The organism is Nocardia amikacinitolerans NBRC 108937, from assembly GCF_001612615.1.
Classification (GTDB): domain Bacteria; phylum Actinomycetota; class Actinomycetes; order Mycobacteriales; family Mycobacteriaceae; genus Nocardia; species Nocardia amikacinitolerans.
The window spans coordinates 1-26331 of the sequence record NZ_BDAU01000029.1 but is presented as its reverse complement, the minus strand read 5'-3'; the positions used below and the strand labels follow the sequence as shown (position 1 = coordinate 26331).

Annotated in this window: 28 protein-coding genes and 1 riboswitch; of the genes, 17 read left to right on the top strand and 11 right to left on the bottom strand. The window is 69.0% G+C overall.

Annotation, left to right across the window (positions count from 1 at the left end; genetic code table 11):
- Nucleotides 1-112 precede the first annotated feature (112 nt).
- Nucleotides 113-982 carry an NmrA family NAD(P)-binding protein gene (locus tag NAM01S_RS21465; protein WP_067787958.1) on the bottom strand — a complete coding sequence of 290 codons (870 nt, stop codon included), beginning with the start codon at nucleotides 980-982 and terminating at the stop codon, nucleotides 113-115.
- 57 nt (nucleotides 983-1039) lie between these two features.
- Here NAM01S_RS21465 and NAM01S_RS21460 point away from each other — a divergent pair, with 57 nt between their 5' ends.
- From NAM01S_RS21460 to NAM01S_RS21450, 3 genes are all read left to right on the top strand, one after another.
- Complete coding sequence (locus NAM01S_RS21460; protein WP_067787956.1) at nucleotides 1040-1396, top strand: winged helix-turn-helix transcriptional regulator; 357 nt, start codon at nucleotides 1040-1042, stop codon at nucleotides 1394-1396.
- 154 nt (nucleotides 1397-1550) lie between these two features.
- Entirely contained in the window at nucleotides 1551-2282 is a 732-nt protein-coding gene (locus NAM01S_RS21455) for an alpha/beta fold hydrolase (protein ID WP_067787955.1), read from the top strand.
- A 71-nt stretch (nucleotides 2283-2353) separates the two neighbouring features.
- Nucleotides 2354-3262: a ferredoxin family protein gene (locus tag NAM01S_RS21450; RefSeq protein ID WP_067787953.1), complete on the top strand. Its 909-nt coding sequence runs from the start codon at nucleotides 2354-2356 to the stop codon at nucleotides 3260-3262.
- Nucleotides 3263-3540: 278 nt separating this feature from the next.
- Here the strand turns inward: NAM01S_RS21450 and NAM01S_RS21445 are convergent, their stop codons facing one another.
- Nucleotides 3541-4524, bottom strand: coding sequence for an SDR family NAD(P)-dependent oxidoreductase (locus NAM01S_RS21445; protein ID WP_067787952.1), 984 nt, complete (start codon nucleotides 4522-4524; stop codon nucleotides 3541-3543).
- A 154-nt stretch (nucleotides 4525-4678) separates the two neighbouring features.
- Between NAM01S_RS21445 and NAM01S_RS21440 the strand changes: the two genes are divergently transcribed.
- The 6 genes from NAM01S_RS21440 to NAM01S_RS21415 all read left to right on the top strand — a co-directional run bounded on the left by NAM01S_RS21440 (nucleotide 4679) and on the right by NAM01S_RS21415 (nucleotide 10537).
- Nucleotides 4679-5134: a hypothetical protein gene (locus tag NAM01S_RS21440; RefSeq protein ID WP_067787950.1), complete on the top strand. Its 456-nt coding sequence runs from the start codon at nucleotides 4679-4681 to the stop codon at nucleotides 5132-5134.
- Between the two features lie 128 nt (nucleotides 5135-5262).
- On the top strand, nucleotides 5263-8619 hold the full coding sequence (locus NAM01S_RS21435) for an error-prone DNA polymerase (RefSeq protein WP_067787949.1): 3357 nt from the start codon (nucleotides 5263-5265) through the stop codon (nucleotides 8617-8619).
- A 30-nt stretch (nucleotides 8620-8649) separates the two neighbouring features.
- A complete protein-coding gene (locus NAM01S_RS21430) occupies nucleotides 8650-8892 on the top strand; it encodes a ribbon-helix-helix protein, CopG family (protein ID WP_067787948.1) in 243 nt (80 codons plus the stop codon).
- Entirely contained in the window at nucleotides 8889-9323 is a 435-nt protein-coding gene (locus NAM01S_RS21425; protein WP_067787946.1) for a type II toxin-antitoxin system VapC family toxin, read from the top strand. Before NAM01S_RS21430 ends, NAM01S_RS21425 begins: the two co-directional genes overlap by 4 nt.
- Before the next feature lie 67 nt (nucleotides 9324-9390).
- Nucleotides 9391-10350 (top strand): DUF4349 domain-containing protein, encoded by a 960-nt coding sequence (locus tag NAM01S_RS21420; RefSeq protein WP_067787944.1) that lies wholly within the window; start codon nucleotides 9391-9393, stop codon nucleotides 10348-10350.
- Nucleotides 10304-10537: a DUF167 domain-containing protein gene (locus tag NAM01S_RS21415; protein ID WP_067787942.1), complete on the top strand. Its 234-nt coding sequence runs from the start codon at nucleotides 10304-10306 to the stop codon at nucleotides 10535-10537. Before NAM01S_RS21420 ends, NAM01S_RS21415 begins: the two co-directional genes overlap by 47 nt.
- 11 nt (nucleotides 10538-10548) lie before the next feature.
- On the opposite strand, the gene NAM01S_RS35175 is transcribed toward NAM01S_RS21415, so the two are convergent.
- Nucleotides 10549-10845: a hypothetical protein gene (locus NAM01S_RS35175; RefSeq protein WP_067787940.1), complete on the bottom strand. Its 297-nt coding sequence runs from the start codon at nucleotides 10843-10845 to the stop codon at nucleotides 10549-10551.
- Between the two features lie 24 nt (nucleotides 10846-10869).
- Entirely contained in the window at nucleotides 10870-11334 is a 465-nt protein-coding gene (locus NAM01S_RS21405; protein ID WP_218018428.1) for a tRNA (cytidine(34)-2'-O)-methyltransferase, read from the bottom strand.
- Nucleotides 11335-11572: 238 nt separating this feature from the next.
- Between NAM01S_RS21405 and NAM01S_RS21400 the strand changes: the two genes are divergently transcribed.
- Complete coding sequence (locus tag NAM01S_RS21400; RefSeq protein WP_067787966.1) at nucleotides 11573-11818, top strand: DUF3017 domain-containing protein; 246 nt, start codon at nucleotides 11573-11575, stop codon at nucleotides 11816-11818.
- 57 nt (nucleotides 11819-11875) lie between these two features.
- Here NAM01S_RS21400 and NAM01S_RS21395 read toward each other — a convergent pair whose 3' ends face one another.
- Nucleotides 11876-12517, bottom strand: coding sequence for a nitroreductase family protein (locus NAM01S_RS21395; RefSeq protein ID WP_067787936.1), 642 nt, complete (start codon nucleotides 12515-12517; stop codon nucleotides 11876-11878).
- 69 nt (nucleotides 12518-12586) lie between these two features.
- On the opposite strand from NAM01S_RS21395, the gene NAM01S_RS21390 reads away from it, so the two are divergent.
- Complete coding sequence (locus NAM01S_RS21390; protein ID WP_084483150.1) at nucleotides 12587-12964, top strand: winged helix-turn-helix transcriptional regulator; 378 nt, start codon at nucleotides 12587-12589, stop codon at nucleotides 12962-12964.
- A 77-nt stretch (nucleotides 12965-13041) separates the two neighbouring features.
- On the opposite strand, the gene metX is transcribed toward NAM01S_RS21390, so the two are convergent.
- The 3 genes from metX to NAM01S_RS21375 form a co-directional block, all read right to left on the bottom strand.
- Nucleotides 13042-14187 carry a homoserine O-acetyltransferase MetX gene (gene metX, locus NAM01S_RS21385; protein WP_084483149.1) on the bottom strand — a complete coding sequence of 382 codons (1146 nt, stop codon included), beginning with the start codon at nucleotides 14185-14187 and terminating at the stop codon, nucleotides 13042-13044.
- Nucleotides 14184-15512, bottom strand: a complete 1329-nt coding sequence (locus tag NAM01S_RS21380) for a bifunctional o-acetylhomoserine/o-acetylserine sulfhydrylase (protein ID WP_067787962.1) — start codon at nucleotides 15510-15512, stop codon at nucleotides 14184-14186. The genes metX and NAM01S_RS21380 overlap by 4 nt, the downstream gene beginning before the upstream one ends.
- Before the next feature lie 86 nt (nucleotides 15513-15598).
- A riboswitch (SAM riboswitch) is annotated at nucleotides 15599-15709 on the bottom strand.
- A 52-nt stretch (nucleotides 15710-15761) separates the two neighbouring features.
- Complete coding sequence (locus NAM01S_RS21375; protein WP_255284325.1) at nucleotides 15762-16622, bottom strand: TetR/AcrR family transcriptional regulator; 861 nt, start codon at nucleotides 16620-16622, stop codon at nucleotides 15762-15764.
- A 21-nt stretch (nucleotides 16623-16643) separates the two neighbouring features.
- On the opposite strand from NAM01S_RS21375, the gene NAM01S_RS21370 reads away from it, so the two are divergent.
- Together NAM01S_RS21370 and NAM01S_RS21365 are read left to right on the top strand one after the other, a co-directional pair.
- Nucleotides 16644-18137: an MFS transporter gene (locus NAM01S_RS21370; RefSeq protein ID WP_067787932.1), complete on the top strand. Its 1494-nt coding sequence runs from the start codon at nucleotides 16644-16646 to the stop codon at nucleotides 18135-18137.
- 351 nt (nucleotides 18138-18488) lie between these two features.
- The gene (locus NAM01S_RS21365; protein ID WP_067787931.1) at nucleotides 18489-19706 is read left to right on the top strand and encodes an NADP-dependent isocitrate dehydrogenase; all 1218 of its coding nucleotides are present in this window, start codon (nucleotides 18489-18491) and stop codon (nucleotides 19704-19706) included.
- Between the two features lie 163 nt (nucleotides 19707-19869).
- On the opposite strand, the gene NAM01S_RS21360 is transcribed toward NAM01S_RS21365, so the two are convergent.
- Nucleotides 19870-20868, bottom strand: a complete 999-nt coding sequence (locus NAM01S_RS21360; RefSeq protein WP_157107831.1) for an NAD(P)-dependent oxidoreductase — start codon at nucleotides 20866-20868, stop codon at nucleotides 19870-19872.
- A gap of 10 nt (nucleotides 20869-20878) precedes the next feature.
- Here NAM01S_RS21360 and NAM01S_RS21355 point away from each other — a divergent pair, with 10 nt between their 5' ends.
- The 3 genes from NAM01S_RS21355 (at nucleotide 20879) to NAM01S_RS21345 (ending at nucleotide 23971) form a co-directional block, all read left to right on the top strand.
- Nucleotides 20879-21877, top strand: coding sequence for a helix-turn-helix domain-containing protein (locus NAM01S_RS21355; RefSeq protein WP_067787927.1), 999 nt, complete (start codon nucleotides 20879-20881; stop codon nucleotides 21875-21877).
- Nucleotides 21878-21980: 103 nt separating this feature from the next.
- Nucleotides 21981-23201: an MFS transporter gene (locus tag NAM01S_RS21350; RefSeq protein WP_372511696.1), complete on the top strand. Its 1221-nt coding sequence runs from the start codon at nucleotides 21981-21983 to the stop codon at nucleotides 23199-23201.
- A 131-nt stretch (nucleotides 23202-23332) separates the two neighbouring features.
- A complete protein-coding gene (locus NAM01S_RS21345) occupies nucleotides 23333-23971 on the top strand; it encodes a TetR/AcrR family transcriptional regulator (protein ID WP_067787925.1) in 639 nt (212 codons plus the stop codon).
- 35 nt (nucleotides 23972-24006) lie between these two features.
- Here the strand turns inward: NAM01S_RS21345 and NAM01S_RS21340 are convergent, their stop codons facing one another.
- On the bottom strand, nucleotides 24007-24963 hold the full coding sequence (locus NAM01S_RS21340) for a helix-turn-helix transcriptional regulator (RefSeq protein WP_067787923.1): 957 nt from the start codon (nucleotides 24961-24963) through the stop codon (nucleotides 24007-24009).
- A 106-nt stretch (nucleotides 24964-25069) separates the two neighbouring features.
- On the opposite strand from NAM01S_RS21340, the gene NAM01S_RS21335 reads away from it, so the two are divergent.
- Nucleotides 25070-26014, top strand: a complete 945-nt coding sequence (locus NAM01S_RS21335) for a Gfo/Idh/MocA family protein (protein WP_067787920.1) — start codon at nucleotides 25070-25072, stop codon at nucleotides 26012-26014.
- 36 nt (nucleotides 26015-26050) lie between these two features.
- On the opposite strand, the gene NAM01S_RS36165 is transcribed toward NAM01S_RS21335, so the two are convergent.
- Nucleotides 26051-26331: hypothetical protein (locus NAM01S_RS36165; protein ID WP_218018427.1), on the bottom strand; the 281-nt coding region annotated here is incomplete at its 5' end.

Genomic DNA, 26331 nt, shown 5'->3' with positions numbered 1-26331 from the left:
CGCTGCCCGCTGCCCGCTGCCCGCCGCGCGCGAGCACGCCCGCCGCCCGCCGCGCGCCCGCACGCGCCCCAGCGGTGTGAACCGTGTTCCCCACCTCAACAAGTGGCTGTATCTACGCGGCTGTGTGCCAGTCCTGGCGCATGGCCCAGTCCCGCAGGGTGGTGGCTCCGGTCACGAGCGCCGACGGATCGGGTTCCGGCGGCGTGGGCGCTTCCGGGGGCTGCGGTGTGTACACCCCGGCAACCCCCGCGGCGGCCTCGGCGCCGAGGTGCGGGGCGAGCATCTCCCGATAAGCCTCGGGAGATATGGAATTCCACCGCACCGGGTGTCCGAGGACCGTGCTGAGCTCGGCGGCGACCTCGTCTCCCGTCAGCATCTGCGGACCCGCGACGATCCGCAGCGCAGGCGGGCTCGTCGCCGTGATCAGGTCGGTGACGGTCGAGCCGAGATCATCGAGCGCGACCCACGGGACGGGCAATTCCCGCGGCAGCGGATAGGCGAGCTCCCCGGCGCGCACGAGCGGCGCGGACCAAGGGGCGACGAGGTTCTCCATGTACTGCCGAGCGGGCGCGACCACCGTGGCCGCCTCGGCGCCGCGGGTCAGTTCGGCGGACAGCAGCACGCGGGCGTCCACGAACGGCACCCCGATGGGCGCGGGCGGCAGCACCGTGCCGGTATTGAAGACGACCCGCTCGACGCCCGCCTTCCGAAGTCCGGCCAGCACCGCATCGGACTGCTGGACGGCGAGGTCGGTGAAGACGAGCGGCAGTTGCACGATCACGGCGTCGGCGCCCGCGTACGCGGCGGCCAGCGACTCGGGGTCGAGCAGGTCGGCGTGGACCGGTTCGGCGTCCGGGTGCAGCGCGGCGGGAGAAGTGTGGACGGCGCCTCGGACGCGGTGCCCCGCGGACAGCAGGCCGCGGACGATGGCGGCGCCCTGGATTCCGGTCGCGCCGTGGACGATCACGGTTGATGTGTTCATGTCCACGACGCTAGTTTCGGCAGTAAAGCAATACCCAGGAAGTGATATTATTTCCCGATGGGAACCATCGGCTCTGAGCAGCTGAAACAACTCCAAGACACCGAGTGCTCGGGGTGCGGTGTGGAGCGCACGCTGAAGGTTCTCGACGGAAAATGGACGACGCTGATCGTCCGCGAACTGCTCTCCGGCCCCAAGCGCTTCGGCGACCTGCGCACCGCCCTCGGTTCGCCGAGCGCCAAGACTCTCACCGACCGCCTGCGCGCCCTCGAACACCAGCGCATCCTCACCCGCACCGTCTACGCCGAAGTGCCGCCCCGCGTCGTCTACCAACTCACCGAAGACGGCGAGAGCCTCAGCGACATCCTGTACGCGATGCTGAAGTGGGGCGAGGAGCACCCCCTCATCGGCAGCTGACGCCCGAGGTCGGCCGCAGATCGGGCGCGCTGCGAACAACGCAGCCGAGACCTCGCCAACCGTGCTCAACAGCTGTGATGCTGCCGACAAACACCGGGCGGGGGTTGGGTGGGGGTCGGTACTCTCGAACATCGTGAATCTGACGGCTGCCCGGATGGCGTTCGGTGGGATGGAGATCGCCTATCGCGATTCGGGAGCGGTCGACGAGACGCCCGTCGTGCTGGTGCACGGCATGGGCGGGGACGGGCACACCTGGGATCGCTTCGCGCGCCGGTTGGCGCAGGCGGGGCGGCGGGTGATCATTCCCGACCTGCGCGGGCACGGCCACAGCTCGCACACCGATTCCTACCGCTTCGACGAGTTCGGCGCCGACGTGCTGCGCCTGTGCGAGCACCTCGAACTGAGCCAGGTGGATCTGGTCGGGCACTCGCTGGGCGGCTACGCGGTGTCCTGCGTCGCGCAGGAGCGGCCCGAGCTGGTGCGCAGGCTGGTCATCGAGGAATGCCCGCTGCCGCTGCGCTCCGGCGACGAGGAACTCCGGCTGACCCGCCGGTTCCCGACCCTGCCGGAACTCTGGCACGCGACGACCAGCCTCATCCGGCACCCGCGCGCCGTCCTCGCCTTCGATCGCTCGATGACCCGTACGGCGCTGGAACAGTTCCGCAAGCCGAACCCGGAATGGTGGGACCGGCTGGGCGACATCACCGCTCCCACGCTGGTGCTGCGCGGCGGACCCGGCGGCATGGTCGATCTCGCGAAGCTCGAGGTGCTGCTCGGCTTGGTCGCCGACTGCACCGTCACCCCGTTCGCCTGCGGCCACAGCATCCACCGCGACCGGTACCGTGAGTTCGAGGCCGCGGTGCTGCCGTTCCTCGCCGTGCCGTGAGAGAGCACGGCGCGCGGAATCTAGAGTGAAACGGTGCTCATTACCGACAGGTCCGTCCGCGTGAGCGCGCGATGAACGCGTTCGACGGCATGCTGTGCTCGGCGGCGTCGGCCGACGTTCCGTTGCCCGGCACCGCGACGAAGGTGAGCAGCTGGCTTTGTGTCGAACACCCCGGCGCGTGGGGTCGTGACGTGATCGGCGACGAAGTGCTCGGCCCCGAGATCAGCGCGGAACTCGCCGCGCGCACCACCGCCGCGCGCGCCCGCCCGACCCTGATCCGTCGCCCCGGCCGCAGCGAATTCACCGGCGCCCGAACGGTTCTGCTGGTCAACTCGCGCGCCGAGGGCGGCTGGTGCGAGCGGCTCGAGATCACCGACCTGAAGCAGTTGCTCGAAATCGACCTGCACCTGCTCGACGGACCGCCGCCCGGCATCGGCGAGCCGGTGACCGACCCGCTGGTCCTGGTCTGCGCGCACGGCAAACGCGACCAGTGCTGCGCCGTGCTCGGCCGCCCCATCGCCGCGGCCCTCGCGACCGCCAACCCCGACCGGGTCTGGGAGTGCTCGCACACCGGCGGCCACCGCTTCGCGCCCGCCATGGTGCTGCTGCCCTCGGGCCTCACCTACGGTCGCGTCGACACCGCCGCCGCGACCGCCGCCGTGGCGGCCGCCCACCGCGGTGAGGTCGCGCTCACCGGTTTGCGCGGGCGCAGCGGGCATCGGCCCGTCGAGCAGGTCGCCGAACTCGCGGTGCGCGCTGAGGTCGCCGCGGGCCTCGACGAACTCACCGTCGAGTCCGAAAAAGACGCTCCCGCAACCGATCCCACGTACGCGGGCAGTGCGATCGTCACTCACCGAGACGGCAGACGCTGGCGCGTCACCGCGCGGACGATCGCCTACCCCCCGCGCCAAGCCAGCTGCGGCGCGGGCCCGAAACCGGTCACCGCCCTCTTGGCCGACCCCATCCAGCCGCTGCCCTGATCGCGCGCCGCGTCGGCACCGTCCGCTGTCGTCGTCCACCGACACTGACGCCGTTCGCAGCCAAATCCCTTGCGCTGCACCCGACCAGCCACCTCCGGTTGTGCCGCCGCCTACCGCTTGCCAAGTCCCACATACTCTCCACACGCTTCACACAGTCGGTGCCTATGTGAACCGTGCGAAAGATGTGTGGGACGTCGGTGATTCCGCGCGCGGGGAGTCGACGCTGGGCGGCGATCAGGGGATCGTGCGGAACGGCAAGCGCGCAGGGGTAGCGTGCGTCACCAGTGGGTGCCGGGGACCCAGCGGGCGGCGCGGCGCAGCACGGTGCCGGTGACCCGGCGTGCGGTCGAGGGCTCCCGTGGTTCCGGTTGCGGGGCAACGGGTTCCGCGTCTTCCTCGGTGTCGGTGGTTTCGCCCTTGGCGGCGGGGGAGTCCGGCAGCGCGCGGTAGTAGCGGTGCAGGACGCGGTCGCGGAACTTGGGCGTGAGCAGCGCGCCGTATTCGGCGATGGTGCCGATCGGGACGTCGATCCGCTTGGGGCGCTCGGTGAGTGCGCGCACGATCGTGGCCGCCGCCCACTCGGGTGATTCCGACGGCCCTTGGGCGCCGCTCGGGGTGATCATCGGTGTGCGCACCAGCGGCATGTGGATGGTGGTGAAGGTGACGCCGTCTGCCATGGTCTCCACGGCCGCGACCTCGGTGAACTTGTCCAGCGCCGCCTTGCTCGCCAGGTAGGCGGAGAACCGGGGGGTCGCGACTTGCACACCCGCGCTACTGATCTGGACGATGTGGCCGAACTTGCGCTCGCGCATCTGCGGCAGCAGGGCCAGCGTCATGCGCAGCGCGCCGAAGTAGTTCACCGCCATGGTCCGCTCGAAGTCGTGCAGGCGGTCGGTGGAGCGGTGGATGGCGCGGCGGATCGAGCGGCCCGCGTTGTTCACCAGCATGTCGACGTGGCCGTGCTCGTCGAGGATGGTCTTGACGGTGTGGTCGACGGAATCGGAATCGGTGACGTCGCACTGGTATCCGTACGCCGAGCCGCCCGCGGCGCGGATCTCCTCGACTACGGACGCGAGTTCGTCGCCGCGGCGGGCCAGCAGGAACACCGTGGCGCCCTTGTCGGCCACGGCCACCGCGGCGGCCCTGCCGATGCCGGAGGAGGCGCCGGTGATGAGGACGTGCCTGCCGGTCAGATCCCGGTTGCGGCGGTTGCGGCGGATCTGCCCGCGCACACCGGCGTCGTCGGCGGAAGCTCGGTTCATCGGGATCGCTCCTTTGTCGCGTCAACGGTGACGGCCTGGAATGGGCAAGAACTTACTCTGAAGTAAGTTTACTCGCCAAGTGGCGCTCGTCACGCCCGGAGACGCGTTTGAAGAGCTCTCGAATCCTTCGAACATATGTGCGATACTCGTCCGCATGGCGGACGATCGGATGGCGGACATCTTTGCCGCGGTGCGGCTCGGCAGCGGGAATCCGGAAGCGGCGCGCCGCGCGCTCGGTGCGCTGTGGGAGGAACTAGATCCGTCCGGTGATCCCTTGCAGCGCTGCGTGATCGCGCATCACCTCGCCGTCCTTCAGGAGAAGGACGAGGACGCGCTGCATTGGGATCAGCGCGCGCTCGCCGCGGTGTTCGGTCCCGGAATCCCGCTGGACGAGGGACTGCGCTGTTTCCTGCCTTCGCTGTATCTGAACCTGGCCGACAGTCACCGCAGGCTCGGCGATTTCGACGGCGCCCGAATGCAATTGGCGATCGCGCGCGGTCACCTGCGGATTCTGGCCGACGACGCGTACGGCGAGATGATCCGCGACGGGCTGGACCGGGTGGACGCCGCGGTGGCCGCCGGCTCCACCGAGCGGGTTCGAGAGGGCTGATCGGCGGGCGGGCGGCGGGTCGATGAGGGGCCCGCCGCCCGCTGGTTGCGACTCGGTATCCGTTGGGCGGACCCCCGCGCACCTCCGCATCTATCGAATGTATGTTCGAGATGAGGAGGTGACGTGTCATGGGTTGGAGCAACGGCCCACCGACCTGGTCCGAACTGGAACGGGTGCTGTCCGGTCGTCCCGGCCGGACCAACCCGGACGCCATGTACCCGGGCGACGGCGGCGACAGCCCGGCCTGGTCGCGCAAGCGCGAGCCGTACTCGGCCGAGCCGGTACACCACGACGGCCCGACCGTGCCGTACGCGGAACTGCACGCGCATTCGGCCTACAGCTTCCTCGACGGCGCCAGCCAGCCCGAAGAGTTGGTGGAGGAGGCCGTGCGGCTGGGATTGGAGGCGATCGCGCTCACCGACCACGACGGTTTCTACGGCACCGTCCGCTTCGCGGAGGCGGCCAAGGAGCTGGGAATGGCGACCGTCTTCGGTGCGGAACTGTCGCTGGGTCCGCAGGACGTGCGCCTGGACGCGCCGAAAACGCACGCCGACGCGCCGGACTCCGCGCCGCGCACGGGCGCGCCGGATCCGGCCGGACAACACCTGCTCGTGCTGGCCCGCGGCCAAGAGGGCTATCGACGGCTGTCCCGCGAGATCGCCGCCGCGCACCTTGCCGCGGGGGAGAAGGGCATCCTCCGCTACGACCTCGACGTCCTCACCGAGGCGGCGGGCGGACACTGGCACATCCTGACCGGCTGCCGCAAAGGGCACCTGCGCCGCGCGCTCGACGAGGACCTGCGCGTCGGCGACACCCACCTGGTGCGTGCCGAGGCCGCGTTGCGCGAACTCACCGAGCGTTTCGGCGTCGAACGGGTCGGCGTGGAACTCACCCACCACGGCGTCCCGGAGGACGACGAGCGCAACGCCCACCTCATCGACCTCGCCGACCGGCTCGGCCTGCCCGTGATAGCGACCACCGGAGCGCATTTCGCCGCACCCGCGCAACGCCGCCGGGCCATGGCGCTGGCCGCCATCCGGGCCAGGCAGAGCCTGGACGACATCGCGGGCTGGTTGGCGCCCACCGGCGGCGCGCACCTGCGCTCGGGTGCGGAGATGGCGCTGCTGTTCGCGTCCTGCCCCGACGCGGTGGCCAATGCCGCGGCGCTGGCCCGCGAATGCGCCTTCGACCTGCGCCTCATCGCGCCCCAACTGCCGCCCTTCGACGTGCCGTACGGCCACGACGAGAACTCCTGGCTGCGCGAACTCGCCCTGCGCGGTGCGGCCCGCCGCTACGGCTCGCGCACGGAGAACCCGGCGGCCTACCGGCAGATCGAACACGAGCTCGCGGTGATCGAGCAACTCGGCTTCCCCGGCTACTTCCTTGTGGTGCACGACATCGTCAGCTTCTGCGCGGACAACGACATCCTGTGCCAGGGAAGGGGTTCGGCGGCCAACTCCGCGGTCTGCTACGCCATCGGCATCACCAACGTCGATCCGGTGGCCAACTCGCTGCTGTTCGAACGCTTCCTCTCGCCGGAACGCGACGGACCGCCCGATATCGACGTGGACATCGAATCCGATCGCCGGGAGGAGGCGATCCAGCACGTCTACGCCAAATACGGTCGCGAGTACGCCGCCCAGGTGGCCAATGTGATCACCTACCGCGGCAAGTCGGCGGTGCGCGATGCCGCACGCGCGCTTGGCTTTTCGCCAGGACAGCAGGACGCGTGGAGCAAGCAGGTGAGCCGCTGGACCGGCGTCGCGGCCGAGACCGGCACCGACATTCCCGACGAGGTGCTGCACTTGGCCGCCGACATCGAAGGGCTGCCAAGGCATTTGGGCATCCATTCCGGCGGCATGGTGATCTGCGACCGTCCCATCGCCGACGTGTGCCCGGTGGAGTGGGCGCGCATGCCTGGCCGCAGCGTATTGCAGTGGGACAAGGACGATTGCGCCGCGGTCGGGTTGGTGAAGTTCGACATGCTCGGGCTCGGCATGCTATCCGCGCTGCACTACATGATCGATATGGTGCGCGAGCACAAGGGCATCGAGGTGGAGTTGCACAAGCTCGACCTGAAAGAGACCGCGGTCTACGACATGCTTTCGCGCGCGGACTCGGTCGGCGTCTTCCAGGTGGAGTCGCGGGCCCAGATGGCCACCCTGCCCAGGCTAAAGCCGCGCGATTTCTACGACCTGGTGGTGCAGGTCGCGTTGATTCGCCCCGGGCCGATCCAGGGCGGCTCGGTGCACCCTTACATCCGCCGCCGCAACGAGCGCGAGAAATGGGACTACGACCATCCGGCACTGGAGAATTCGCTCGGCCGTACCCTCGGCGTTCCGCTGTTCCAGGAGCAGCTGATGCAGATGGCCGTCGACGTCGCCGGTTTCACCGCCGCCGAGGCCGATCAGCTGCGCCGCGCGATGGGGTCCAAACGCTCACCGGAACGCATGGAGCGCATCAAGGCTCGCCTCTACCAGGGCATGCGCGACCTGCACGGCATCACCGGCGAGATCGCCGACCGCATCTACGAGAAGCTCTACGCCTTCGCGAATTTCGGCTTCCCGGAAAGTCATTCGCAGAGCTTCGCCGCGCTGGTGTTCTATTCGGCGTGGTTCAAGCTGCACCATCACGCGGCATTCACGGCCGGATTGCTGCGCGCCCAGCCGATGGGCTTCTACTCCCCGCAATCCCTGGTCGCCGACGCGCGCAGGCACGGGATCGCGGTGCACGGCCCCGACATCAACGCCAGCTTGGCCGAGGCGACATTGGAGGCGGCGGGCACCGAGATCCGGCTCGGGCTCGCCGCCGTCCGCCACCTCGGCACGGAACTTGCCGAGCGGATCGTCGCCGCCCGGCGCGAACGCGGACCGTACACCTCGTTCCTCGACCTCACCGGACGGGTGGAACTCTCTGTCGCGCAAGCCGAATCGCTGGCCACCGCGGGCGCGCTCGGCAGCCTCGGCATCAGCAGGCGTGAGGCGCTGTGGGCGGCGGGCGCGGCGGCGGGGGAGCGAGCGGATCGGCTGCCCGGCACCGGCGCCGCGACCACCGCACCCGCCCTGCCCGGTATGAGCGAACTGGAACTCGCGGCCGCCGACGTGTGGGCCACCGGAATCTCACCGGGCAGCTACCCGACCGAATTCCTGCGCCCGCAGCTCGACGCGCTCGGCGCCATCCCGGCCTCGGGCCTGCTCGCAGTCCCCGACGGTTCCCGTGTGCTGGTCGGCGGCGCGGTCACCCACCGCCAGCGCCCCGCCACCGCCGAGGGCGTCACCTTCCTCAACCTGGAGGACGAGACCGGCATGGTGAACGTCGTCTGCTCCGTCGGCCTGTGGGCCCGCTACCGCCGCCTCGCCCAGAGCGCCACCGCCCTGCTCATCCGCGGACGGGTGCAGAACGCGGAGGGCGCCGTCAGCGTCGTCGCGGAACACCTCCAGCGACTGCACCTGCGGATCGACGGCAAGTCGCGCGACTTCCGTTGAGCCGCTTCCGTGGGTGGTACCCTATATGGCATGATCAAGACGACCGTGTACCTCCCCGAGGAATTGGAGGTCCGGCTCGACGCCGAAGCCGCCGCGACGGGGGTGAGCAAGGCGGAACTCATTCGACGGGGGATCACCATGCTGCTCGACTCATCGGACAGGCCGAAGGCCGATAAACCGCTGCCGGTCTTTCGCAGTGGTCGATCGCGCACCGCGGAAGAGATGGACGATGCGGTCTACGACCACATCAAGTCGCGGGCGGCGCGGCGGTGATCATCGTCGCCGACACCTCCGCCCTCTTCGCGGCCTTCGATCAAGACCAAGCGGAGCATGAACAAGCGCTCCAGGTCATGGAAACCGAGACGTTGGTGATTTCACCGTTGGTCCTGACCGAACTGGACCACCTGGTGCACCGTGACCTCGGATTCGAAGCCGCGATGCAGGTCACCGACGCCCTGATGGGCCGTTTGATCGAAGGGCGTTACAAGCTCGCGGAGCTCAAGCATGTCGATCTCGCGTCGGCGCAGTCGATTCGCTCCAAGTACGAGGGGCTCCGGCTGGATTTGGCGGATGCCGTCGGAGTCGCCCTCGCCGACAAGTACCGGACCGATTGCATATTCACGTTGGATCAGCGCGACTTTCGAGCTATCGAACCGCTGACTCCAGGCGTCGCTGCCTTCCGGATATTGCCCGCGGACCTGTGACGCCGCGTGCCGACATCTGCTGACGAACGGCGGTGACCGCGCGCGGTGGGGCGGTTACGCTGCGAGCATGCGGAAGCTTGTTGTGGTGTGCGTCGCTCTGCTCGGCTTGGCGCTGCTCGTCGGCTGCGGCGACGACGATCGGGCCGACTCCGGTGGCTCGCAGGCCAAGACGGGTGCCTCCGCGCCGGTGTCGCCGCCCGGGTTCCGTGAGCAGGCGCCCACGCCCGGCGACAGTCGCGGGCAGGACACCGACACCGTCGACCGCAAGGAGGTCGTCACCGGCAGTATCGACATCACCGCGGGCGATCCGATCGCGGCCGCGGCGCAGGTCTCCGACCGGGTGCGCGAGGCGGGCGGCCGGGTGGACAGCCGCACCGAGCAGCCCGGCACCGACGACACCGAGCCAAGCGCGTCGCTGACCGTGCGGGTGCCCGCCGACAAGACCGACGCGTTCGTGAACGGCCTCGGCGCGATCGGCACCCTCACCAGGGTGAGCACCAACCGGGACGACGTCACCATGCAGTGGGAGGACCTGGACGCCAGGATCAAGGCGTTGCAGGCCTCGGTCGACCGGCTGCGCGCGCTGATCACCGGCGCCGCGACCACCGCCGATCTCATCGCCGCCGAGCAGGCGCTGGCCAGCCGCCAGGGCGAACTCGACAGCCTCACCGCCCAGAAGCGCCGCCTCGACGATCAGGTCGCGCTGTCCACCCTCACCATCGAGATCACCACGACCGACAAGGACTCCGACGCGGGACCGAGCAACTTCTGGGACGGCATCGTCGCGGGCTGGAACTCGCTGGTCGACTGGCTGAAGGACGCGGTCGTGTTCACCGGCAAGGCGATTCCCTGGCTCGGTTTCCTCGCGATCGTCGGCGCCCTCGTGTTCGCCGTCGTCCGCTTGGTGCGCCGCAGGCGTCGCCCGACCGAAAGCCCTTCCAGCACAGCGGTTCCCGCCGCCACCCGAACAGGAGCCCCCGATGCCGCCGACGGTGGTCAGGGCGATCATCAAACCCAACAGCCGTAAAGGCCCACTCGTCGAACCACTTCCGGACGGCACCCTCCAGCTCTACGTCCGCGCCCCCGCCGTCGAGGGCAAGGCCAACAAGGCCGCGATCGAACTCCTCGCCACCCACTACAACGTCCCCAAAACCGCCGTCCGCCTCACCGCGGGCGCCACCTCCCGCCACAAGCGTTTCGAGATCGAGGACTGAGGGCGGCTACCTCAGAACTCGAGTTCGGTCCACGGAATGCTGATCGGGAACGGGAAATCGAACTCGATACCGTTCGGAGCGTCGCGGGTCCATTCCCCGGTGAGCAGATAGTTGGAGGGCCGCAGCGTTCGAGCGCTGTCCACATTCGGCCGGTGAATATCTGATGTTCGCCCCGGGCCACGGGGCAGCCAGACCACGCGCCCGTTCCACAGCTCGATCTGCGCGGCGATCTCGGCGGGCAGCTTCTCCAGTTCCTCCCATGTCAGGTGGGTGGGGAGATTCGGCTGCTCGCGGTGCGGCTCTGGCATGCGTAAATGGTAGCCGCGCCGCTCTCAGATCCCGCCGGGAAAGCCCAGCTGGCGCCAGGCTTCGTAGACGGTGACGGCGGCGGCGTTGGAGAGGTTCATGGAGCGGCGGCCGGGGAGCATGGGGATGCGCAGGTGGGCGGTGACGTGGGGGTCGTCGAGGACGTGGTCGGGCAGGCCGGTGGGTTCGGTGCCGAAGAGCAGGACGTCGCCTGGCTGGTAGGCGATGTCGGTGTAGCGGGTCGTCGACTTGGTGGTGAAGGCGTAGACGCGCTCCGGCCGCAGCGCTTCCCAGGCGGCGGGCAGGCTCTCGTGCACGGTGACCGAGGCGAGATCGTGGTAATCCAACCCGGCCCTGCGCAGCTTGGACTCCGAGAGGTCGAACCCCAGCGGCTCGATCAGGTGCAGCTCACAGCCAGTCCCGGCGACCAGACGGATCGCGTTTCCGGTGTTCGGCGGAATGCACGGCTCGTGGAACATCAGGCGGAACACGCACCAAGTCAACCAGGCGCCGCCATTACCGCGCCGCCGGGTCCACCAGCCGAAGCTGCCCGTGCTCGGGTCGGCGCAATGCCGGAGGACACCGAGCCCGACGTCGACGGGAGCGGGTGGTGGGGGCGCGGGCGGCGAGGGTGCGTCTGCAAGAATCGGGGGCGTGACCGATCTCGACGCGTCCGCTGGACGACACGCAGGCGGCCGGGCAGCGCAGTTTGTGAAGTGTCATCTGCCGATGGTGGTCGTCGTGCTCGTCGTTGTGGTCGCGGTGGCCTTCGTCGCACAGGATCGGTGGCGGCGCGGTGCGCTGTTCTTCGGTGGGGCGACGTTATTGGCGGCGGCCTTCCGGTTGTGCCTGCCGACTGCGCGGGTTGGGCTGCTCGCGGTGCGCAGCAAGCCATTCGACGTTGGCGCGTTGAGTTTGCTCGGCTCCGCCATCGTCTTCCTCGCCGCCACCATCAACACCCTCGGTGTCGGCTGAGGCCGAGGCATCGCGCACCAGACTTTTGTACCGGGCCGGGTGCGCGACGCCCTCCGCTCAGCCTGGATAACGTTCGCTGAAGACGGTCCGGTCGCGTTCCCGGCGGCCCGGATGCGGCACCGCCGACGCGGGATAGCCGACGGCCACCATAACCGCGATGGCCAGATCGTCCCGATCGTCGATGCCGATGGCCCGCTTGACGAGTGCGGGGTCCCAGCCGTTCATGGGCGCCGAGGCCAGCCCGAGGCTGGCCGCCGCGAGCATCACGTACGTCGCGGCGATCATCGCGTTCTTCACGGCGTTCTCCCTGAGCAGTCCGCGCTGCTCCAGTGCGTGGAATTCGGCTCGGGACTCGAACAAGGCCATGAATTCGGCGTTCCACGCGCCGTTGCGCCCGGCCAAGTCCGCGATGTCGCCGTTGCCCGCCCGCCAGGCAGCCGGGTCGGCGACGAAGACCAGCGTCACCGGCGCCTCCAGCGGTTGCGGCTGTCCGAAAGCTGCCTCGGACAGTGCTTTTCGACCGGTATCGCTGGTCACCACCACGATCGACCGGTCCTGCATGTTCCAGGCGCTCGGGGCTTGCACCGCGAGATCGAGCAGTTCGTCGAGGAGTTCCGGGGCGACCGGGTTCGGCCGATAGTGGCGGACTGTGCGACGGGTTCGGATGGCGTCGGGAACCGAAAGTGCCTGTGCGTTCATAATTCTTACTATCGGAGAGCGACGCACTATTAGGAAGAAGGCACTTTCGGGTTCGTTACACTCGGATGGGTGCGTACGATTCACGAGGCCAGTGGTCTGCCCGCCGATGTCTACTCCGCAAAGTGCCCCACACGGCAGGTGCTCGACCATGTCGCGGGCAAATGGACGGTGCTGATCGTCGACGCGCTCGCCGAGGGCACATTGCGCTACACCGACCTGCGACGCCGCATCGAGGGAATCTCCCAGAAGATGCTGACGCAGACCCTGCGTCAGCTGGAGGCCGATGGATTCGTCACGCGCACAGTGCATCCCACCATCCCACCGCGTGTCGACTACACGCTCACCGAGCTGGGCCACAGCCTGCGCGTCCCCATCGCGGCCTTGCGCGACTGGATCGAGACCAATATCAATCGCATCGAGGATGCCCGCCGCCGCACGGGCGCTTGACGAGGCGCGCACCGGTGGTTCCATCGCCGCCGCGGCGGACGCGCAGCGGGGATGTCAGGTCGACAGCGGCGGACGCGTCAGCGGTTCTCCCGCGCCAACCGCATGGTCTCGATGAGCAATTTGGAAACCGCCGCCGCCTCGGTCAGGAACCCGTCGTGCCCGTCGCGCGAATGCACCACTTCCAGTCGTGCGCAGCCGGGTAGCGCGTCGGCCAGTTCCTGCTGCGTGCGCAGCGGATAGAGCCGGTCGGAGTCCACGCCGCCGACCACGCAGGGCACCGGCGTCGCGGCGAGCGCGGCCTCGATACCGCCGCGTCCGCGCCCGACGTCGTGCCGGTTCATCGCCTCGGTCAGCAGCACGTAGGTGGCGGGATCGAAACGCTTGCACAGCTTTTCGGCCTGGTGGTCCAGGTAGCTCTGCACCGCGTAGCGACCGCCGTTCCACGGATCCTCGGAACCCTGCGCGTGGTTCTCGAAGCGGTGGTCGAGTTCGCCCTCGGTGCGGTAGGTGAGGTGCGCGATGCGGCGCGCGATGCCCATGCCGGTCATCGGCGCGCGCTCGGTGTCGTGATAGTCGCCGCCCTGCCAGTCCGGGTCGGCCTTGATGGCGGCGATCTGGGTGGTCTGGGTGCCGATCTGGTCGGCGGTGGCGCGCGCACCGACGGCCAGCACCAGCGCCGCGGCCACCCGTTCGGGCGCGCCGATCATCCACTCCAGCACCCGCATGCCGCCCATCGATCCGCCGACCACAGCGGCGAGCCGCTCGATGCCGAGCAGATCCAGCAGCGCGGCCTCGGCGCTCACCTGATCGCGGATGGAGATCTCCGGGAAACGCGAACCCCACGGCTTGCCGTCCGGCGCGAGCGACGACGGCCCGGTGCTGCCCTTACAGCCGCCGAGCACGTTGGTCGCGATCACACACCATTCGTCGGTGTCCACCGGCGCGCCCGGCCCGACCATGCCCTCCCACCAGCCGGGCTGGGAGTGGATGTCGTCGGGCGTGCCGACGACGTGCGAATCACCGGTCAGAGCGTGCTCGACGAGCACCACATTGTCCAGGGTGGGGGAGAGCTCGCCCCACCGCTGCACGGCGAGGTGCACGTCCGGAATCACCGCGCCGCTTTCCAGCCGCACGTCCCCGATCGCGATGACGCCGGGCCGACCGTCCGGCGGCGGCAGCAGGCCGACGCCGGACTCGATGCTCTGCTCGGTGCTCACGGTCACGTCGTCGCCGCCGTGAATCCGGCGCGCAGATCGGCCAGAATGTCGTCGATTCCCTCGATACCCACGGCGAGGCGGACCAGCCCCGGGGTGACGCCGGAGGCGAACTGTTGCTCGGGTGTCAGTTGGGAGTGCGTCGTGGAGGCCGGATGGATCACCAGAGAACGCACGTCCCCGATGTTAGCGACGTGGCTGTGCAGGACTAACGCGTCCACGAACTTCTTGCCCGCGTCGACGCCGCCGCGCAGCTCGAACGAGACGATCGCGCCGGTCCCCTTCGGCGCGAGCCGCTTGGCCCGCTCATGCCAGGGCGAGCCGGGCAGTCCCGCGTAGTGGACCGCTTCGACGGCCGGATGTTCGGCCAGGAATTCGGCGACCGCCCGCGCGTTGGCGACGTGGCGCTCGACGCGCAGGCTCAGCGTCTCGATGCCCTGCGCGATGAGGAACGCGTTGAACGGCGAGACCGCCGCGCCCAGGTCGCGCAGCAGCTGCACGCGGGCCTTCAGCGCGTAGGCGGGCGCGCCGAGGTCGGCGAAGACCACGCCGTTGTAGCTCGGGTCCGGGGTGGTGAAGCCGGGGAAGCGCGGCTCGCCCTTGTCGTCGCGGACGGTCCAGTCGAACTTTCCGCCGTCGACGATCGCACCGGCGACGGCCGCGCCGTGCCCGCCCAGGTACTTGGTGGCGGAGTGCACCACGATGTCGGCGCCGTGCGCCAACGGCTGGATCAGGTACGGGGTCGCGACGGTGTTGTCCACGATCAGCGGGATCCCCGCGGCGTGCGCGACCTCGGCGATGCCGGGGATGTCGAACACGGCGCTGCTGGGATTGGCGATTGTCTCGCCGAAGAACGCCTTGGTGTTGGGCCGGATCGCCGCGCGCCACTGCTCGAGATCGTCCGGGTCCTCGACGAACGAGACCTCGATGCCGAGCTTCGGCAGCGAGTAGTGGAAGAGGTTGTAGGTGCCGCCGTACAGGTGCGGGCTGGACACGATGTGGTCGCCAGCCTCGGCGAGATTGAGAATCGCGAAAGTCTCCGCGGCCTGCCCGGAGGCCAGCAGCAGCGCGGCGACACCGCCTTCCAGGGCGGCGATGCGCTGCTCGACCACATCCTGGGTCGGGTTCATGATGCGGGTGTAGATGTTGCCCGGCTCGGCGAGACCGAACAGCGCCGCCGCGTGGTCGGTGTCGCGGAAGGCGTAGGAGGTGGTCTGGTAGATCGGCAGGGCGCGGGCGCCGGTGCTCGGATCGGGGGCTTGGCCCGCATGCACCTGCTTGGTCTCGAAGGACCAACGGGCAGGATCGAACTCGGCCGCTACGGGGTCGGTCATGTCATGCTCCACAAGAGTTGTTCGCCGGAACTAACGAGATCGGTGATGCGGTCTATCCAGGACAACACATTTCCGGGAACCTCCTGACAGCGCGCTTGCCCTCGACCTTCGAGGGCCCGGTCATCACCCGGAGCACCCCACCGCTGCTGGAGGGTTGCCGTCCAGCGAGCCGGGGCTTGGCGCTGGCACTCATGACCTGACGGACATGGTAGCTGGCGGGCGGCCAATGGCCGAAATTCGTAGCCGATCTCACTCCGCCGATTCGGTCACCGGTTCCGCGCAGACCCGCATGAACTCCGCGTACGCGTCGAGCAGCGTCGCCCGCGCCGCGCGCACCGCGGTCTCCGGATCGCCGTCCATGATCAGCTCGCCGTGCACGTCCATCGCGAGATGACACAGCATCTGCCAGGTGGAGACGAGCAATCGCACGCTCAGCGCCCCTTGCGTGGTGCCGAGGCGTTCGGCGAGCACCGCGGTGATGGCATCGGACTTGCTGTCGGCGAACTCCAGCGCGCGGCTGTTGACCGAAGGGCTGTCACGGGCGACCCGCTGCATCTGCTGGAACCTGCAGAACGATACGGCCGAGTTCTCGCTCGCCGCGTCATCGATCACCCGGAGATAGGCGTTGCACAGCGCGCGCAGTTGGTTGCCGCCGAGCGGCTCTTCTCGCAACTTCTCGGCAACCATTTGGCCGAAGTCGAGGATAGGCGCGAGGACGATGTCCTCTTTCGTCTCGAAATACCGGTTGACGGTGCGCGGCGAGACGTCGGCCGCGTTCGCGATCTGCTCGACCGTCGTCGCGTCGAAGCCCTGCTTGTCGCACAGCTCGAGCGCGATGTTCATGATGCGCTGCCTCGTCTGCTGCTTCTTGCGCTCGCGTAGGCCCAGAGGTGCTGCGTCTTCTCGCCCCGAGGCCGCGCGGCCGGTGCTGTTCCCGGTCGCGGCGGCGTTCTCGGCCGCGTTCGTGCCCGCCGGCGTCGATGAGTCGAGCATCTCCCCACTGTAACTCAGACACTCGCTCAACTGTCGCAACATGGCAAATGTCTGACTGCGACATTTTTCTATTGACGCCAAATGTCGGACGATGACAGGATTGCCGCTAACGCGCACTTCCGACGACGAGGAGACAAAGTGAGCGAGATATCGACAGCGGTGCACGCGCCGGACGACCGGCGCGACTCGGCCCGCTGGCTGGCGCTCGGCGTGATCGGCCTTGCCCAGTTGATGGTGGTCCTCGACGCGACCATCGTGACGATCGCGCTGCCGTTCGCGCAGCGTGACCTTGGCATCAGCGAGGGCGACAAGCAGTGGGCCCTCACCGCGTACACGCTGATCTTCGGCGGCCTGCTGCTGCTCGGCGGCCGCCTCGCCGACTACCTCGGCCGCCGCCGGATCTTCCTGGTCGGCCTGATCGGCTTCGCGGCCGCCTCGGCGCTCGCGGGTCTGGCGCAGAACGGCGCCCAGCTCTTCGCGGGCCGCGGCCTGCAAGGCGCGTTCGCCGCGCTGCTCGCACCCGCCGCGCTCGCGCTGGTCTCGGTGACGTTCACCGAGGCGAAGGAGCGGGCCCGCGCCTTCGCGGTGTTCGCGGGCATCTCCGCGGGCGGCGCCGCGATCGGCCTGATCGCGGGCGGCGCGCTCACCGAATACGCGTCATGGCGGTGGACCCTGCTGGTCAACACCCCCATCGCGATTCTCGCGTTCGTCGGCGCGCTCGCGTTCGTCATCAGGGACGTGCCCGCACCGCGGACCGGCGGCTACGACGTGCCCGGTGCCGTCACCGTGACGGCGGGTCTGATCGCCATCGTGTACGGCTTCAGCCGCGCCGCCGATCACGGCTGGACCTCGGGCGGCACCCTCGCGTTGCTCGCCGCCGGGCTCGCGTTGCTCGTCGCGTTCGTCGTCATCGAGCGTCGTTCGTCGAATCCGCTGTTGCCCCTGCGCATTCCGGGGGAGAGCAACCGAGGCGGCGCGCTGCTCGCCGCGCTGCTGATCCCCATCGCGATGTTCGCGATGTTCCTGTTCCTGAGCTTCTACTTCCAGGTCACGCTCGGCTACTCGCCGCTGAAGGCGGGCGTCGCGTTCCTGCCGTTCCCGGTGGGCATCGCGGTGTCGGCGGGCGTCACCAGCGCGCTGCTGCCCAAGCTCGGACCGCGTCCGCTGATGGTCGCGGGCGCCGCGCTCGGTGTTGTCGGGCTGCTCTGGCTGGCGCAGCTGGGCTACGGCGACAGCTATGCCGCCGGTGTGCTGCCCGCTCAGTTGCTCATCGCGCTCGGCATGGGGCCGCTGTTCGTCGGCATGCAGGCGGTCGCGCTGCACCGGGTGGACGAGGCCGACGCCGGTGTCGCCAGCGCGTTGCTCAACGCCGCCCAGCAGGTCGGCGGCGCGGTCGGCACCGCGCTGCTCACCACCATCTCGGTGCAGGCGGCGAAGGATTACCTCGCCGACAACCCGACCGTCGACGACCTGGCCGCTCGCGCCGCCATCCACAGCTACGACGTCGCGTTCTACGTCGGCGCCGGCTTCTTCCTCGCCGCGATTCCGGTGATCGCGCTGATGATCAAGGCCGGGCCTGCGGACTTCGCCGAGGACGCGGAGGAGGGCGTTCGCGTCCCGCTCGCGGTCTGAGCGGCACCGGGGACGGCCCGCGCATACGTGGTGCGCGGGCCGTCTCGCGCGTCCGGCCGCCGTCGGGCTTCCGCCCAGGTCGGAGCGCCTGACTTGCCCGGGATGACATGATGGAGAAAGTGGTTGGGATCACTCGTGGGGCTACTCGTGGGTAACCGTCTGGAAGTCCGCACAGTGGGCCCTCCCCGCGCGGTGAGGTCGTCGGCAGCAGTACGCTTGTCTTGCTTGCACCACACGTCCCGCAAACAACGCGGTACATATACGTTGTCTGTTGAACAGCTGGGGTCCGCTCACAAGCGTGTTCGCCTGGCCGTGCAATAAGGGCACCATCCTAGGAGGACACGAAGATCCATGTCCAAGATCAAGGTTGAAGGCACCGTCGTCGAACTCGACGGTGATGAGATGACCCGGATCATCTGGCAGTTCATCAAGGACAAGCTGATCCACCCGTACCTCGACGTGAACCTCGAGTACTACGACCTCGGCATCGAGTATCGCGACAAGACGGACGACCAGGTCACCATCGACGCGGCCAACGCCATCAAGCAGCACGGCGTCGGCGTGAAGTGTGCCACCATCACCCCCGATGAGGCCCGCGTCGAAGAGTTCGGCCTCAAGAAGATGTGGCGCTCGCCCAACGGCACCATCCGCAACATCCTCGGCGGCACCATCTTCCGCGCGCCGATCATCATCTCCAACGTTCCGCGACTGGTTCCCGGCTGGACCAAGCCGATCATCATCGGCCGCCACGCCTTCGGCGACCAGTACCGCGCCACCGACTTCAAGGTCTTCCAGTCGGGCACCGTCACCCTGACCTTCACCCCCGAGGACGGCAGCGAGCCGATCGTGCACGAGGTCGTGAAGATGCCGGACGAGGGCGGCGTCATCATGGGCATGTACAACTTCAAGAAGTCCATCGAGGACTTCGCGCGTGCGTCGTTCAACTACGGCCTGCAGCAGAACTACCCCGTCTACATGTCGACGAAGAACACCATCCTGAAGGCCTACGACGGCATGTTCAAGGACACCTTCCAGGAGATCTTCGACGCCGAGTTCAAGAGCCAGTTCGACGCGGCGGGCCTGACCTACGAGCACCGCCTCATCGACGACATGGTCGCCTCCTCCATGAAGTGGGAGGGCGGCTACGTCTGGGCCTGCAAGAACTACGACGGCGACGTGCAGTCCGACACCGTTGCCCAGGGCTTCGGTTCGCTCGGCCTGATGACCTCGGTGCTGCTGACCCCGGACGGCAAGACCTGCGAGGCCGAGGCCGCGCACGGCACCGTCACCCGGCACTACCGCCAGCACCAGCAGGGCAAGCCGACCTCGACCAACCCGATCGCGTCGATCTTCGCCTGGACCCGTGGTCTCGAGCACCGCGGCAAGCTGGACAACACCCCCGAGGTGATCGGCTTCGCGCAGACTCTCGAGGACGTCGTCATCAAGACCGTCGAGGGCGGCCAGATGACCAAGGACCTCGCGCTGCTCGTCGGCGGCGACCAGGGTTACCTGAGCACCGAGGAGTTCCTCGGCGCGCTCGACGCGAACCTGGCTCGCGCGCTGCGCTGAGTCGGCACCGGGGTCGGACGTGATCCGTCCGACCCGACCGGCGCTGGGGTTTCCCAGCGCCGGGGTTGAACCGGGCACCCGCCCACCTCGCGGTGGAACGGGTGCCCGATGTGTATTCGGGCTCACCGCGAGTGCCCTTGCGCCGCAGTCTGTTCGCGCGCCGTCAGCTCCCGGAAGGCACGGGTGCGTCGAGCAGTCCGGCGAACGCCCTGGTGAAGCTGGCCGTCCCGTGCCCGCGCTCGACCTCGGCGTCGAACAGCCGCTGCAGCGGATCGAGCAGATCCGTTGCCACGCCTTGGTTTCGGCTGGTGGTGCGGATGTCGGCGAGGCCGGCCGCGTTGACCGCGAGATCGGAGAAGTTCACCGGGAACTCCCGCGAGTCGATCTCGGCGGCCAGCGTCGGCAGCATGTCGAGCAGCGCGCGCAGCCAGGGCACCAGGAACGTGTCGGTGAAATCGACCGCGGCGACCCGCTCGGTGTGCACCATGGCTGTCGCCTGGAAGAAGCCGCCGAACAGCCCGTACATCCCGCCGAGCACCGCCATGTCGTGCAGCGCCGCGAGACCCGCGTCCGCGCCGACGTACTTCGTCGCGCCCAATTCCGCTATCACCTCGGCGAATTCGGCCTGCGCGCCGGTCTCGCCGCTGTAGACGAGCAGCGCGTCGGGCGTGCCCACCGTCTGCGGGACGCCGAAGACGCCCCCGTCAAGGAAGCGCGCACCGTGCTCGGCGAGCCGGTCGGCCAGCTCGCGCGCGGTGTCGGGGCGGCCGGTCGCGACGTTGAGCACCGTCCGCCCGTGTAGCGCCGCGCCGAGCGGGAGGAGCTGGTCTCCGGCGGCCGCCGTGTCGGCGAGCACGGTGACGATCAGCTCGCTCGCGGCGACCGCCTCGGCGACGTCGTCCGCGCGCCGTGCGCCGAGCTCGTCGAGGTGAATCGCCTTGCCCGGCGTGCGATTCCACACCGTGGTCGGGTGGCCGTTGCGCAGGAAGACCTCGGCGATCGCCGCGCCCATCCGTCCGAGACCCAGCACGGTGACCGATGTCTTGCTCATGATTCCTCCGTCGTGTCGTTCTGTCGGGTGGGCGCCCGTCGACCAGTCTTCGCGACGAAACCGCCGGGGTGTGAGTGGCAGAACTGCCGCCTGGCGAACGATTACTGCCATACTGGGAGGCATGACCGGTCGAACCGTCGCCATGGCCATCGCGCCCGGCGCGCTGCATCCATGGGATCTCTACGAATTGGGCGTCGTCGCCTCGATTTTCGGCACGCCGCAGCCCGATCTCGCCGACCCCTGGTACGAGCTGAAGGTGTGCGCGGTGGCGCCGGACCAGCAGACCCAGCCGATCGGCTTCGGCGCGTTCCTCCGCGCCGAGCACGGTCTGGACGACCTGTTGACCGCCGACACCGTGATCGTGCCCTCGGTCGCGCACGAATGCGTGACCGCCGAACGCGAACTGCCACCCGAGTTGCTGGACGCGCTGGCCGCCGCGCACGACCGTGGCGCGCGCATGGTCGCCCTGTGCGACGGCACTTTCGCGCTGGCGGCGGCGGGTCTGCTGGACGGAAGGCGGGTCACCGCGCACTGGGCGCACGCCGAGATGCTGGCGAAGCGTTTCCCGAACGTCGAGGTCGACGACTCCGTGCTCTACGTCGACGACGGCGACGTGCTCACCAGCGCGGGCATGACCGCTGCGGTGGACCTGTGCCTGCACCTGGTCCGCCGCGACCTCGGGGCCGAGGTGGCGAACCAGCTCGCGCGCCGCATGGTGATTCCGCCGCACCGGTCCGGGGGCCAGGCGCAGTACATCGACCGAAACGTTCCCGCGCGCCCAGCGGACGATCTCGGCGCGGTGCTGCAATGGGCCGTCGAGCACTTGGCCGAGCCGCTGACCGTCGACACCTTGGCGGCCAAGGCCAATATGAGCCCGCGCACGTTCCACCGCCGGCTGCACCGCTCCACCGGAGCAACGCCGATGCAGTGGTTGCTCAACCAGCGCCTCGCGCATGCCCAGTCGCTGTTGGAGACCACCGATTTCAATATCGAGCGGATCAGCCGACTGTCCGGACTGGGGACCGCGACGAATTTGCGCAGGCACTTCGCGTCCGTGGTCGGGGTCACGCCCGCCGAGTACCGGCGGACCTTCGCGCGCCGAGAGCCGGTCAGGTCCTGATTGTCGGAATGCCTTGTGAACTGGACCGATACCGCGGCGGACGGTGGTCGAACTCACGTCGGCCCGGGGAGCGATCGGACGCGCGCGCCGGTTACATGAAGGCGTGACCAGTCAGGTAGCCACCCATCTGCCCGCTCCGCCCGACAAGGCGCGGACCGATTGGCATGTCCCCGCGATGCTGGCGCTGGCGCTCGGCGGCTTCGGCATCGGCACGACCGAGTTCGTCACCATGGGTTTGCTGCCGGACATCGCGCGGGCCATGAACGTCTCGGAGCCGAGCGCGGGACACGCCGTGTCCGCGTACGCGCTCGGCGTCGTGCTCGGCGCGCCGGTGCTTGCCGCGCTTTGCGCGCGGGTTCCGCGCAAACGCCTGCTCATCGCATTGATGATCGCGTTCACCGTGGGCAACGCGGCAACCGTCCTTGCGCCGAACTTCGAAAGCCTGGTCGTCGCGCGCTTCGTCTCCGGTCTGCCGCACGGTGCGTATTTCGGCGTCGCTTCGCTGGCCGCGGCCACGCTCGCGCCCGCCGGGCAGCGAGCCAAAGCCGTTGCCGCCGTGATGTTGGGGCTGAGCGCCGCCAATGTCGTCGGCGTTCCCGCCGCCACCTGGCTCGGCCAGCACCTCGGGTGGCGGGACGCCTTCGTGGTTGTCGCGTTGATCGGCATCGCGACGGTCGCGGCGCTCGCCCGTTTCGTGCCGGAACTCACCGGTGTGAAGACCACCGATCCGAGGACCGAACTCGGCGCGCTGCGTCGCTCGCAGGTGCTGCTGACCTTGGCGGTCGGCGCCGTCGGCTTCGGCGGCATGTTCGCCGTCTACACCTACATCACCACCACCCTCACCGACGTCGCGGGCATGTCAATCGGCTTCGTGCCGCTGGTGCTGATGCTGTTCGGGCTCGGCATGGTGGCGGGCAACATCGTCGGCGGCGTGCTCGCCGACCGCGGCGTCGACCGCGCTGTGTTCGTCGCGATGATCGCGATGGCCCTGGTGCTCGCGGGTTTCGTCGCCGCGGCGCACAATCCGTTCACCGCCGCCGCGGGTGCTTTCCTGGTCGGCGCGACCGGCGCGGCGCTCGCCCCCGCCCTGCAGACCCGGCTGATGGACGTCGCCGCCGACGCCCAAACTCTCGCAGCAGCCTTGAACCACGCGGCGCTGAACATCGCCAATGCCGCGGGCGCGTGGCTCGGCGGCCTGGTCATCGCGGCGGGCCTCGGCTACACGGCGCCCGCCGCCGTCGGCGCGGGGCTCGCGGTGATCGGCACGCTGCTCTTCGCGCTCACCGTGTTGCTCTCCCGAGGCACCACACCGGCTCGCCCATAGCGCCGGGACCTGGGGTGCCACACACCTTGTGTACGCCTCACATAGGCACCGCCTGTGTGAGGCGTGCAAACGGTATGTGGGAACTCGAGGGCAGAACATACAGATCTGTATGTAAGTGTAGAATCGTCGGAATGACCAGGACCGCCGCCGACAAGCCGCAGCGCCGAACCCAGGAGCAGCGCAGCAGCGAGATGCGCGTGCGGCTGCTCGACGCCACCATCGATTGCCTGGTCGAATACGGCTACGCGGGGACGACGACGCCGCGGGTCGCCGAGCGCGCCGGCGTCACGCGCGGGGCGCAGGTGCATCACTTCGGATCCAAGAACGATCTCGTCGTCGCCGCGATCAGTCACCTGGCCCAGCGCCGCGCGGAGACGGCGATGCGGGAAATGGCCAAGGTCGAGAGCGGCGCGGACCCGGTCGCCGCGGCCTTGGATTTCCTGTGGGAGTTGCACCAGGGCCCGCTGTTCATCGCGACCGTCGAACTGTGGGTCGCGGGCCGGACCGACCCGGTGCTCGCCTCGGCCATGGAGAAGGTCGAGCCGTTCGTCAACAACGCGGTGCTGATGGCGGTGGCCCGTTTCGTCCCCGACGAGATGCGCCGCAAGGACGCCCGCGATTTCGTCTACACCGCCATGGACGCGCTGCGCGGCATCCTCATCTCGAACTTCATCGAGCCCGACACCGATCGCGCCCGCCGCCGCTGGGCGCGCGCCTCCGCGAACCTGCGCGCGGCCGCGGCGGCAAGCCTCATGCCGCGGCGTGAATGACGCCGAATCGCGTTCGGGGGGCCGGGTTTCGGGCGTCACGTCGACGGTCGCTCGGCGCGGTGCATGCGGTCGGCGACCTTGGCCAGATGGTCGAAGACCGCAGGGTCGGCGTCGAGGGTGTAGTCGATGTCCAGGCCGGTGAGGAGGGCGGCGATCCGGGGCAGCGAGTCGCCGGACAGATCGAGCGTGCAGGTATCCCCGTCGAGCGGCTTGATCCGATTGGGAAGTGCGCCCCAGCTGCGGGCGGCGACGGACTCGGCGGAGGCGGCCACGATGGCGACGGCGCGGTAGCGCGCGGGCGCTTCGGCGATCTTGTCGGCGACGAAGGCGGCCGGATCGCGGGCGGGTAGCGGCCGCGGTGTGACCCGGCGACCGGTGGGTCTCGGAGCGGTCAGCCGGTCCAGCCGGTACAGGCGCCAGTCGTCGCGATACGTGTCGAAGGCGACGAGGTACCACCGTCTGGCGCCGGTTACAAGGGCGAGCGGTTCGACCCGCCGGGGGCCGGTGATGTAGTCGAAGGTGAGGATCTCGTGGTCGCGGCACGCCGCCGCCACGGTGGCGAGTACCGCGGGATCGGCTTGCGGGCCGTCGCCGGTGTAGTGCAGTGCGGTGACGGTCTGCTCGACGGCGGTGACGCGACCGCGCAGGCGCGCAGGGAGGACTTGTTCGAGTTTGGCCAGCGCGCGCAGCGCTGTCTCGGCGATCCCGGTCAGGCCGGTGGCGGCGGTGCGCAGCGCGACGGCGATGGCGACGGCTTCGTCGTCGTCGAGCAGCAGCGGCGGCAGGTCGGTGCCGGAGGTGAGCCGGTAGCCGCCGTGGTGACCGGGGCCGGAGTCGACCGGGTAGCCGAGTTCGCGGAGCCGGTCGATATCGCGGCGTACCGTGCGCACCGTGACACCGAGCCGGTCGGCGAGGTCGGCGCCGGACCATTCCCGGCGCATTTGCAGCAGTGACAGCAGGCGCAGGATCCGGGCGGGCAGGTCGTGACTCACCCTTCCGATTTTGCCGTCATTCGAGGACAGGATCTGTCCTGAAAGCGATCTAGCGTCGGTTGTGTCCGGGCAAATCGCCCGGCATTCTCCGCAGGAGTGACTCGTCATGAAGATCGCTTTGCTCGGCACCGGATTCGGTCGAGCCCACGCCGCTGTCTACGCCCAACGCCGCGACGTCGAGGTGGTGATGTTCGGCCGCGATCCGGACAAGACCGCCACCGTCGCGGCGCGATTCGGATTCGCCTGCTCCACCGAGCTGGACCGAGCCTTCGGCGACTCGTTCGACCTGGTCGACATCTGCTTGCCGATCCCGTTGCACGCCGAATTCGTGCTACGCGCACTGGAAGCCGGGAAACACGCCCTGGTCGAGCTCCCGCTGGCCGACAACCTCGCCGACGCCCAATGTGTCGTCGAAGTTGCCGAACGCAGCGACAAGCACGTGTTCGTGGACATGTTCGAACGGTTCATCCCGGCCAATCGGGTGCTGCTCGAGGCCGTCCGCGACGGCACTTACGGGCGGCTCGAGCAGCTGAGCCTGTGGAACTTGACCGCTCACCTGTGGCCGGGCGCCTCCCTCGGCCTGAAAGTTCTGCCGCTCGAGGCCATGCACAGCGACATGGATCTCCTCGTCAGCACCCTTGGCCGCCCCGACCGGGTAGACGTCACCACCTACGCCCGCGACGCCGACTCCGCCGTGATCGAGGCCGCCTTCGTCTTCGACAACGCCCTCGCCCGCGACACGGTTTCCTCGCTCATGCCGATGTCCTGGGGCGCCCGCGGCGGCTACACCGCGACCTTCGACAACGCGGTCCTGCACGCGGTCTCGACCATGGGGTTCGACGGCAAACCCACCACGACCCTCATCGCCTACACCTCCGAAGGCGCCCGCGAGCTGCGACTGCCGCCCGCCGACCAATACACCGCGATGATCGACCACGTCTCGGCGGTGCTCCGCGGCGAGACCGCCAACCGAATCACCCCGGCCAGCACGCTCGACGCGCTCGCGCTCACTCTCGAGGTCGATCGGAAAGTCAACGGCGCCAACCGTTGACGGCAGCCTCGGCCGACGCGCTCGACGCGCTCGCGCTCACCTTCGAGGTCGATCGGAAAGTTCACGGCGCCAACCGTTGACCGGCAACGTCCCGGCCAGCACGTTCGACGCGCTCGCGCTCGACGTCGACCTGAAAGTCAACGGCGCCAACGGTTGACGGCAGCTTCGGCCGACGCGCTCGACGCGCTCGCGCTCACCTTCGAGGTCGACCAGTTCACGGCGCCAACAGTTGACGGGAAACGTCCCGGCCAGCACGTTCGACGCGCTCGCGCTAAGGCTCGAGGTCGACCGGAAAGTCAACGGCGCGAACCGTTGAC

Excerpts from the sequence above, each read along its gene's own strand:
- NAM01S_RS21465 (WP_067787958.1), bottom strand. The coding sequence starts at position 982 with ATGAACACATCAACCGTGATCGTCCACGGCGCGACCGGAATCCAGGGC.
- NAM01S_RS21460 (WP_067787956.1), top strand. The coding sequence starts at position 1,040 with ATGGGAACCATCGGCTCTGAGCAGCTGAAACAACTCCAAGACACCGAG.
- NAM01S_RS21455 (WP_067787955.1), top strand. The coding sequence starts at position 1,551 with ATGGCGTTCGGTGGGATGGAGATCGCCTATCGCGATTCGGGAGCGGTC.
- NAM01S_RS21450 (WP_067787953.1), top strand. The coding sequence starts at position 2,354 with ATGAACGCGTTCGACGGCATGCTGTGCTCGGCGGCGTCGGCCGACGTT.
- NAM01S_RS21445 (WP_067787952.1), bottom strand. The coding sequence starts at position 4,524 with ATGAACCGAGCTTCCGCCGACGACGCCGGTGTGCGCGGGCAGATCCGC.
- NAM01S_RS21440 (WP_067787950.1), top strand. The coding sequence starts at position 4,679 with ATGGCGGACGATCGGATGGCGGACATCTTTGCCGCGGTGCGGCTCGGC.
- NAM01S_RS21435 (WP_067787949.1), top strand. The coding sequence starts at position 5,263 with ATGGGTTGGAGCAACGGCCCACCGACCTGGTCCGAACTGGAACGGGTG.
- NAM01S_RS21430 (WP_067787948.1), top strand. The coding sequence starts at position 8,650 with ATGATCAAGACGACCGTGTACCTCCCCGAGGAATTGGAGGTCCGGCTC.
- NAM01S_RS21420 (WP_067787944.1), top strand. The coding sequence starts at position 9,391 with ATGCGGAAGCTTGTTGTGGTGTGCGTCGCTCTGCTCGGCTTGGCGCTG.
- NAM01S_RS21415 (WP_067787942.1), top strand. The coding sequence starts at position 10,304 with ATGCCGCCGACGGTGGTCAGGGCGATCATCAAACCCAACAGCCGTAAA.
- NAM01S_RS35175 (WP_067787940.1), bottom strand. The coding sequence starts at position 10,845 with ATGCCAGAGCCGCACCGCGAGCAGCCGAATCTCCCCACCCACCTGACA.
- NAM01S_RS21400 (WP_067787966.1), top strand. The coding sequence starts at position 11,573 with ATGGTGGTCGTCGTGCTCGTCGTTGTGGTCGCGGTGGCCTTCGTCGCA.
- NAM01S_RS21395 (WP_067787936.1), bottom strand. The coding sequence starts at position 12,517 with ATGAACGCACAGGCACTTTCGGTTCCCGACGCCATCCGAACCCGTCGC.
- NAM01S_RS21380 (WP_067787962.1), bottom strand. The coding sequence starts at position 15,512 with ATGACCGACCCCGTAGCGGCCGAGTTCGATCCTGCCCGTTGGTCCTTC.
- NAM01S_RS21365 (WP_067787931.1), top strand. The coding sequence starts at position 18,489 with ATGTCCAAGATCAAGGTTGAAGGCACCGTCGTCGAACTCGACGGTGAT.
- NAM01S_RS21360 (WP_157107831.1), bottom strand. The coding sequence starts at position 20,868 with ATGGCAGTAATCGTTCGCCAGGCGGCAGTTCTGCCACTCACACCCCGG.
- NAM01S_RS21355 (WP_067787927.1), top strand. The coding sequence starts at position 20,879 with ATGACCGGTCGAACCGTCGCCATGGCCATCGCGCCCGGCGCGCTGCAT.
- NAM01S_RS21345 (WP_067787925.1), top strand. The coding sequence starts at position 23,333 with ATGACCAGGACCGCCGCCGACAAGCCGCAGCGCCGAACCCAGGAGCAG.
- NAM01S_RS21335 (WP_067787920.1), top strand. The coding sequence starts at position 25,070 with ATGAAGATCGCTTTGCTCGGCACCGGATTCGGTCGAGCCCACGCCGCT.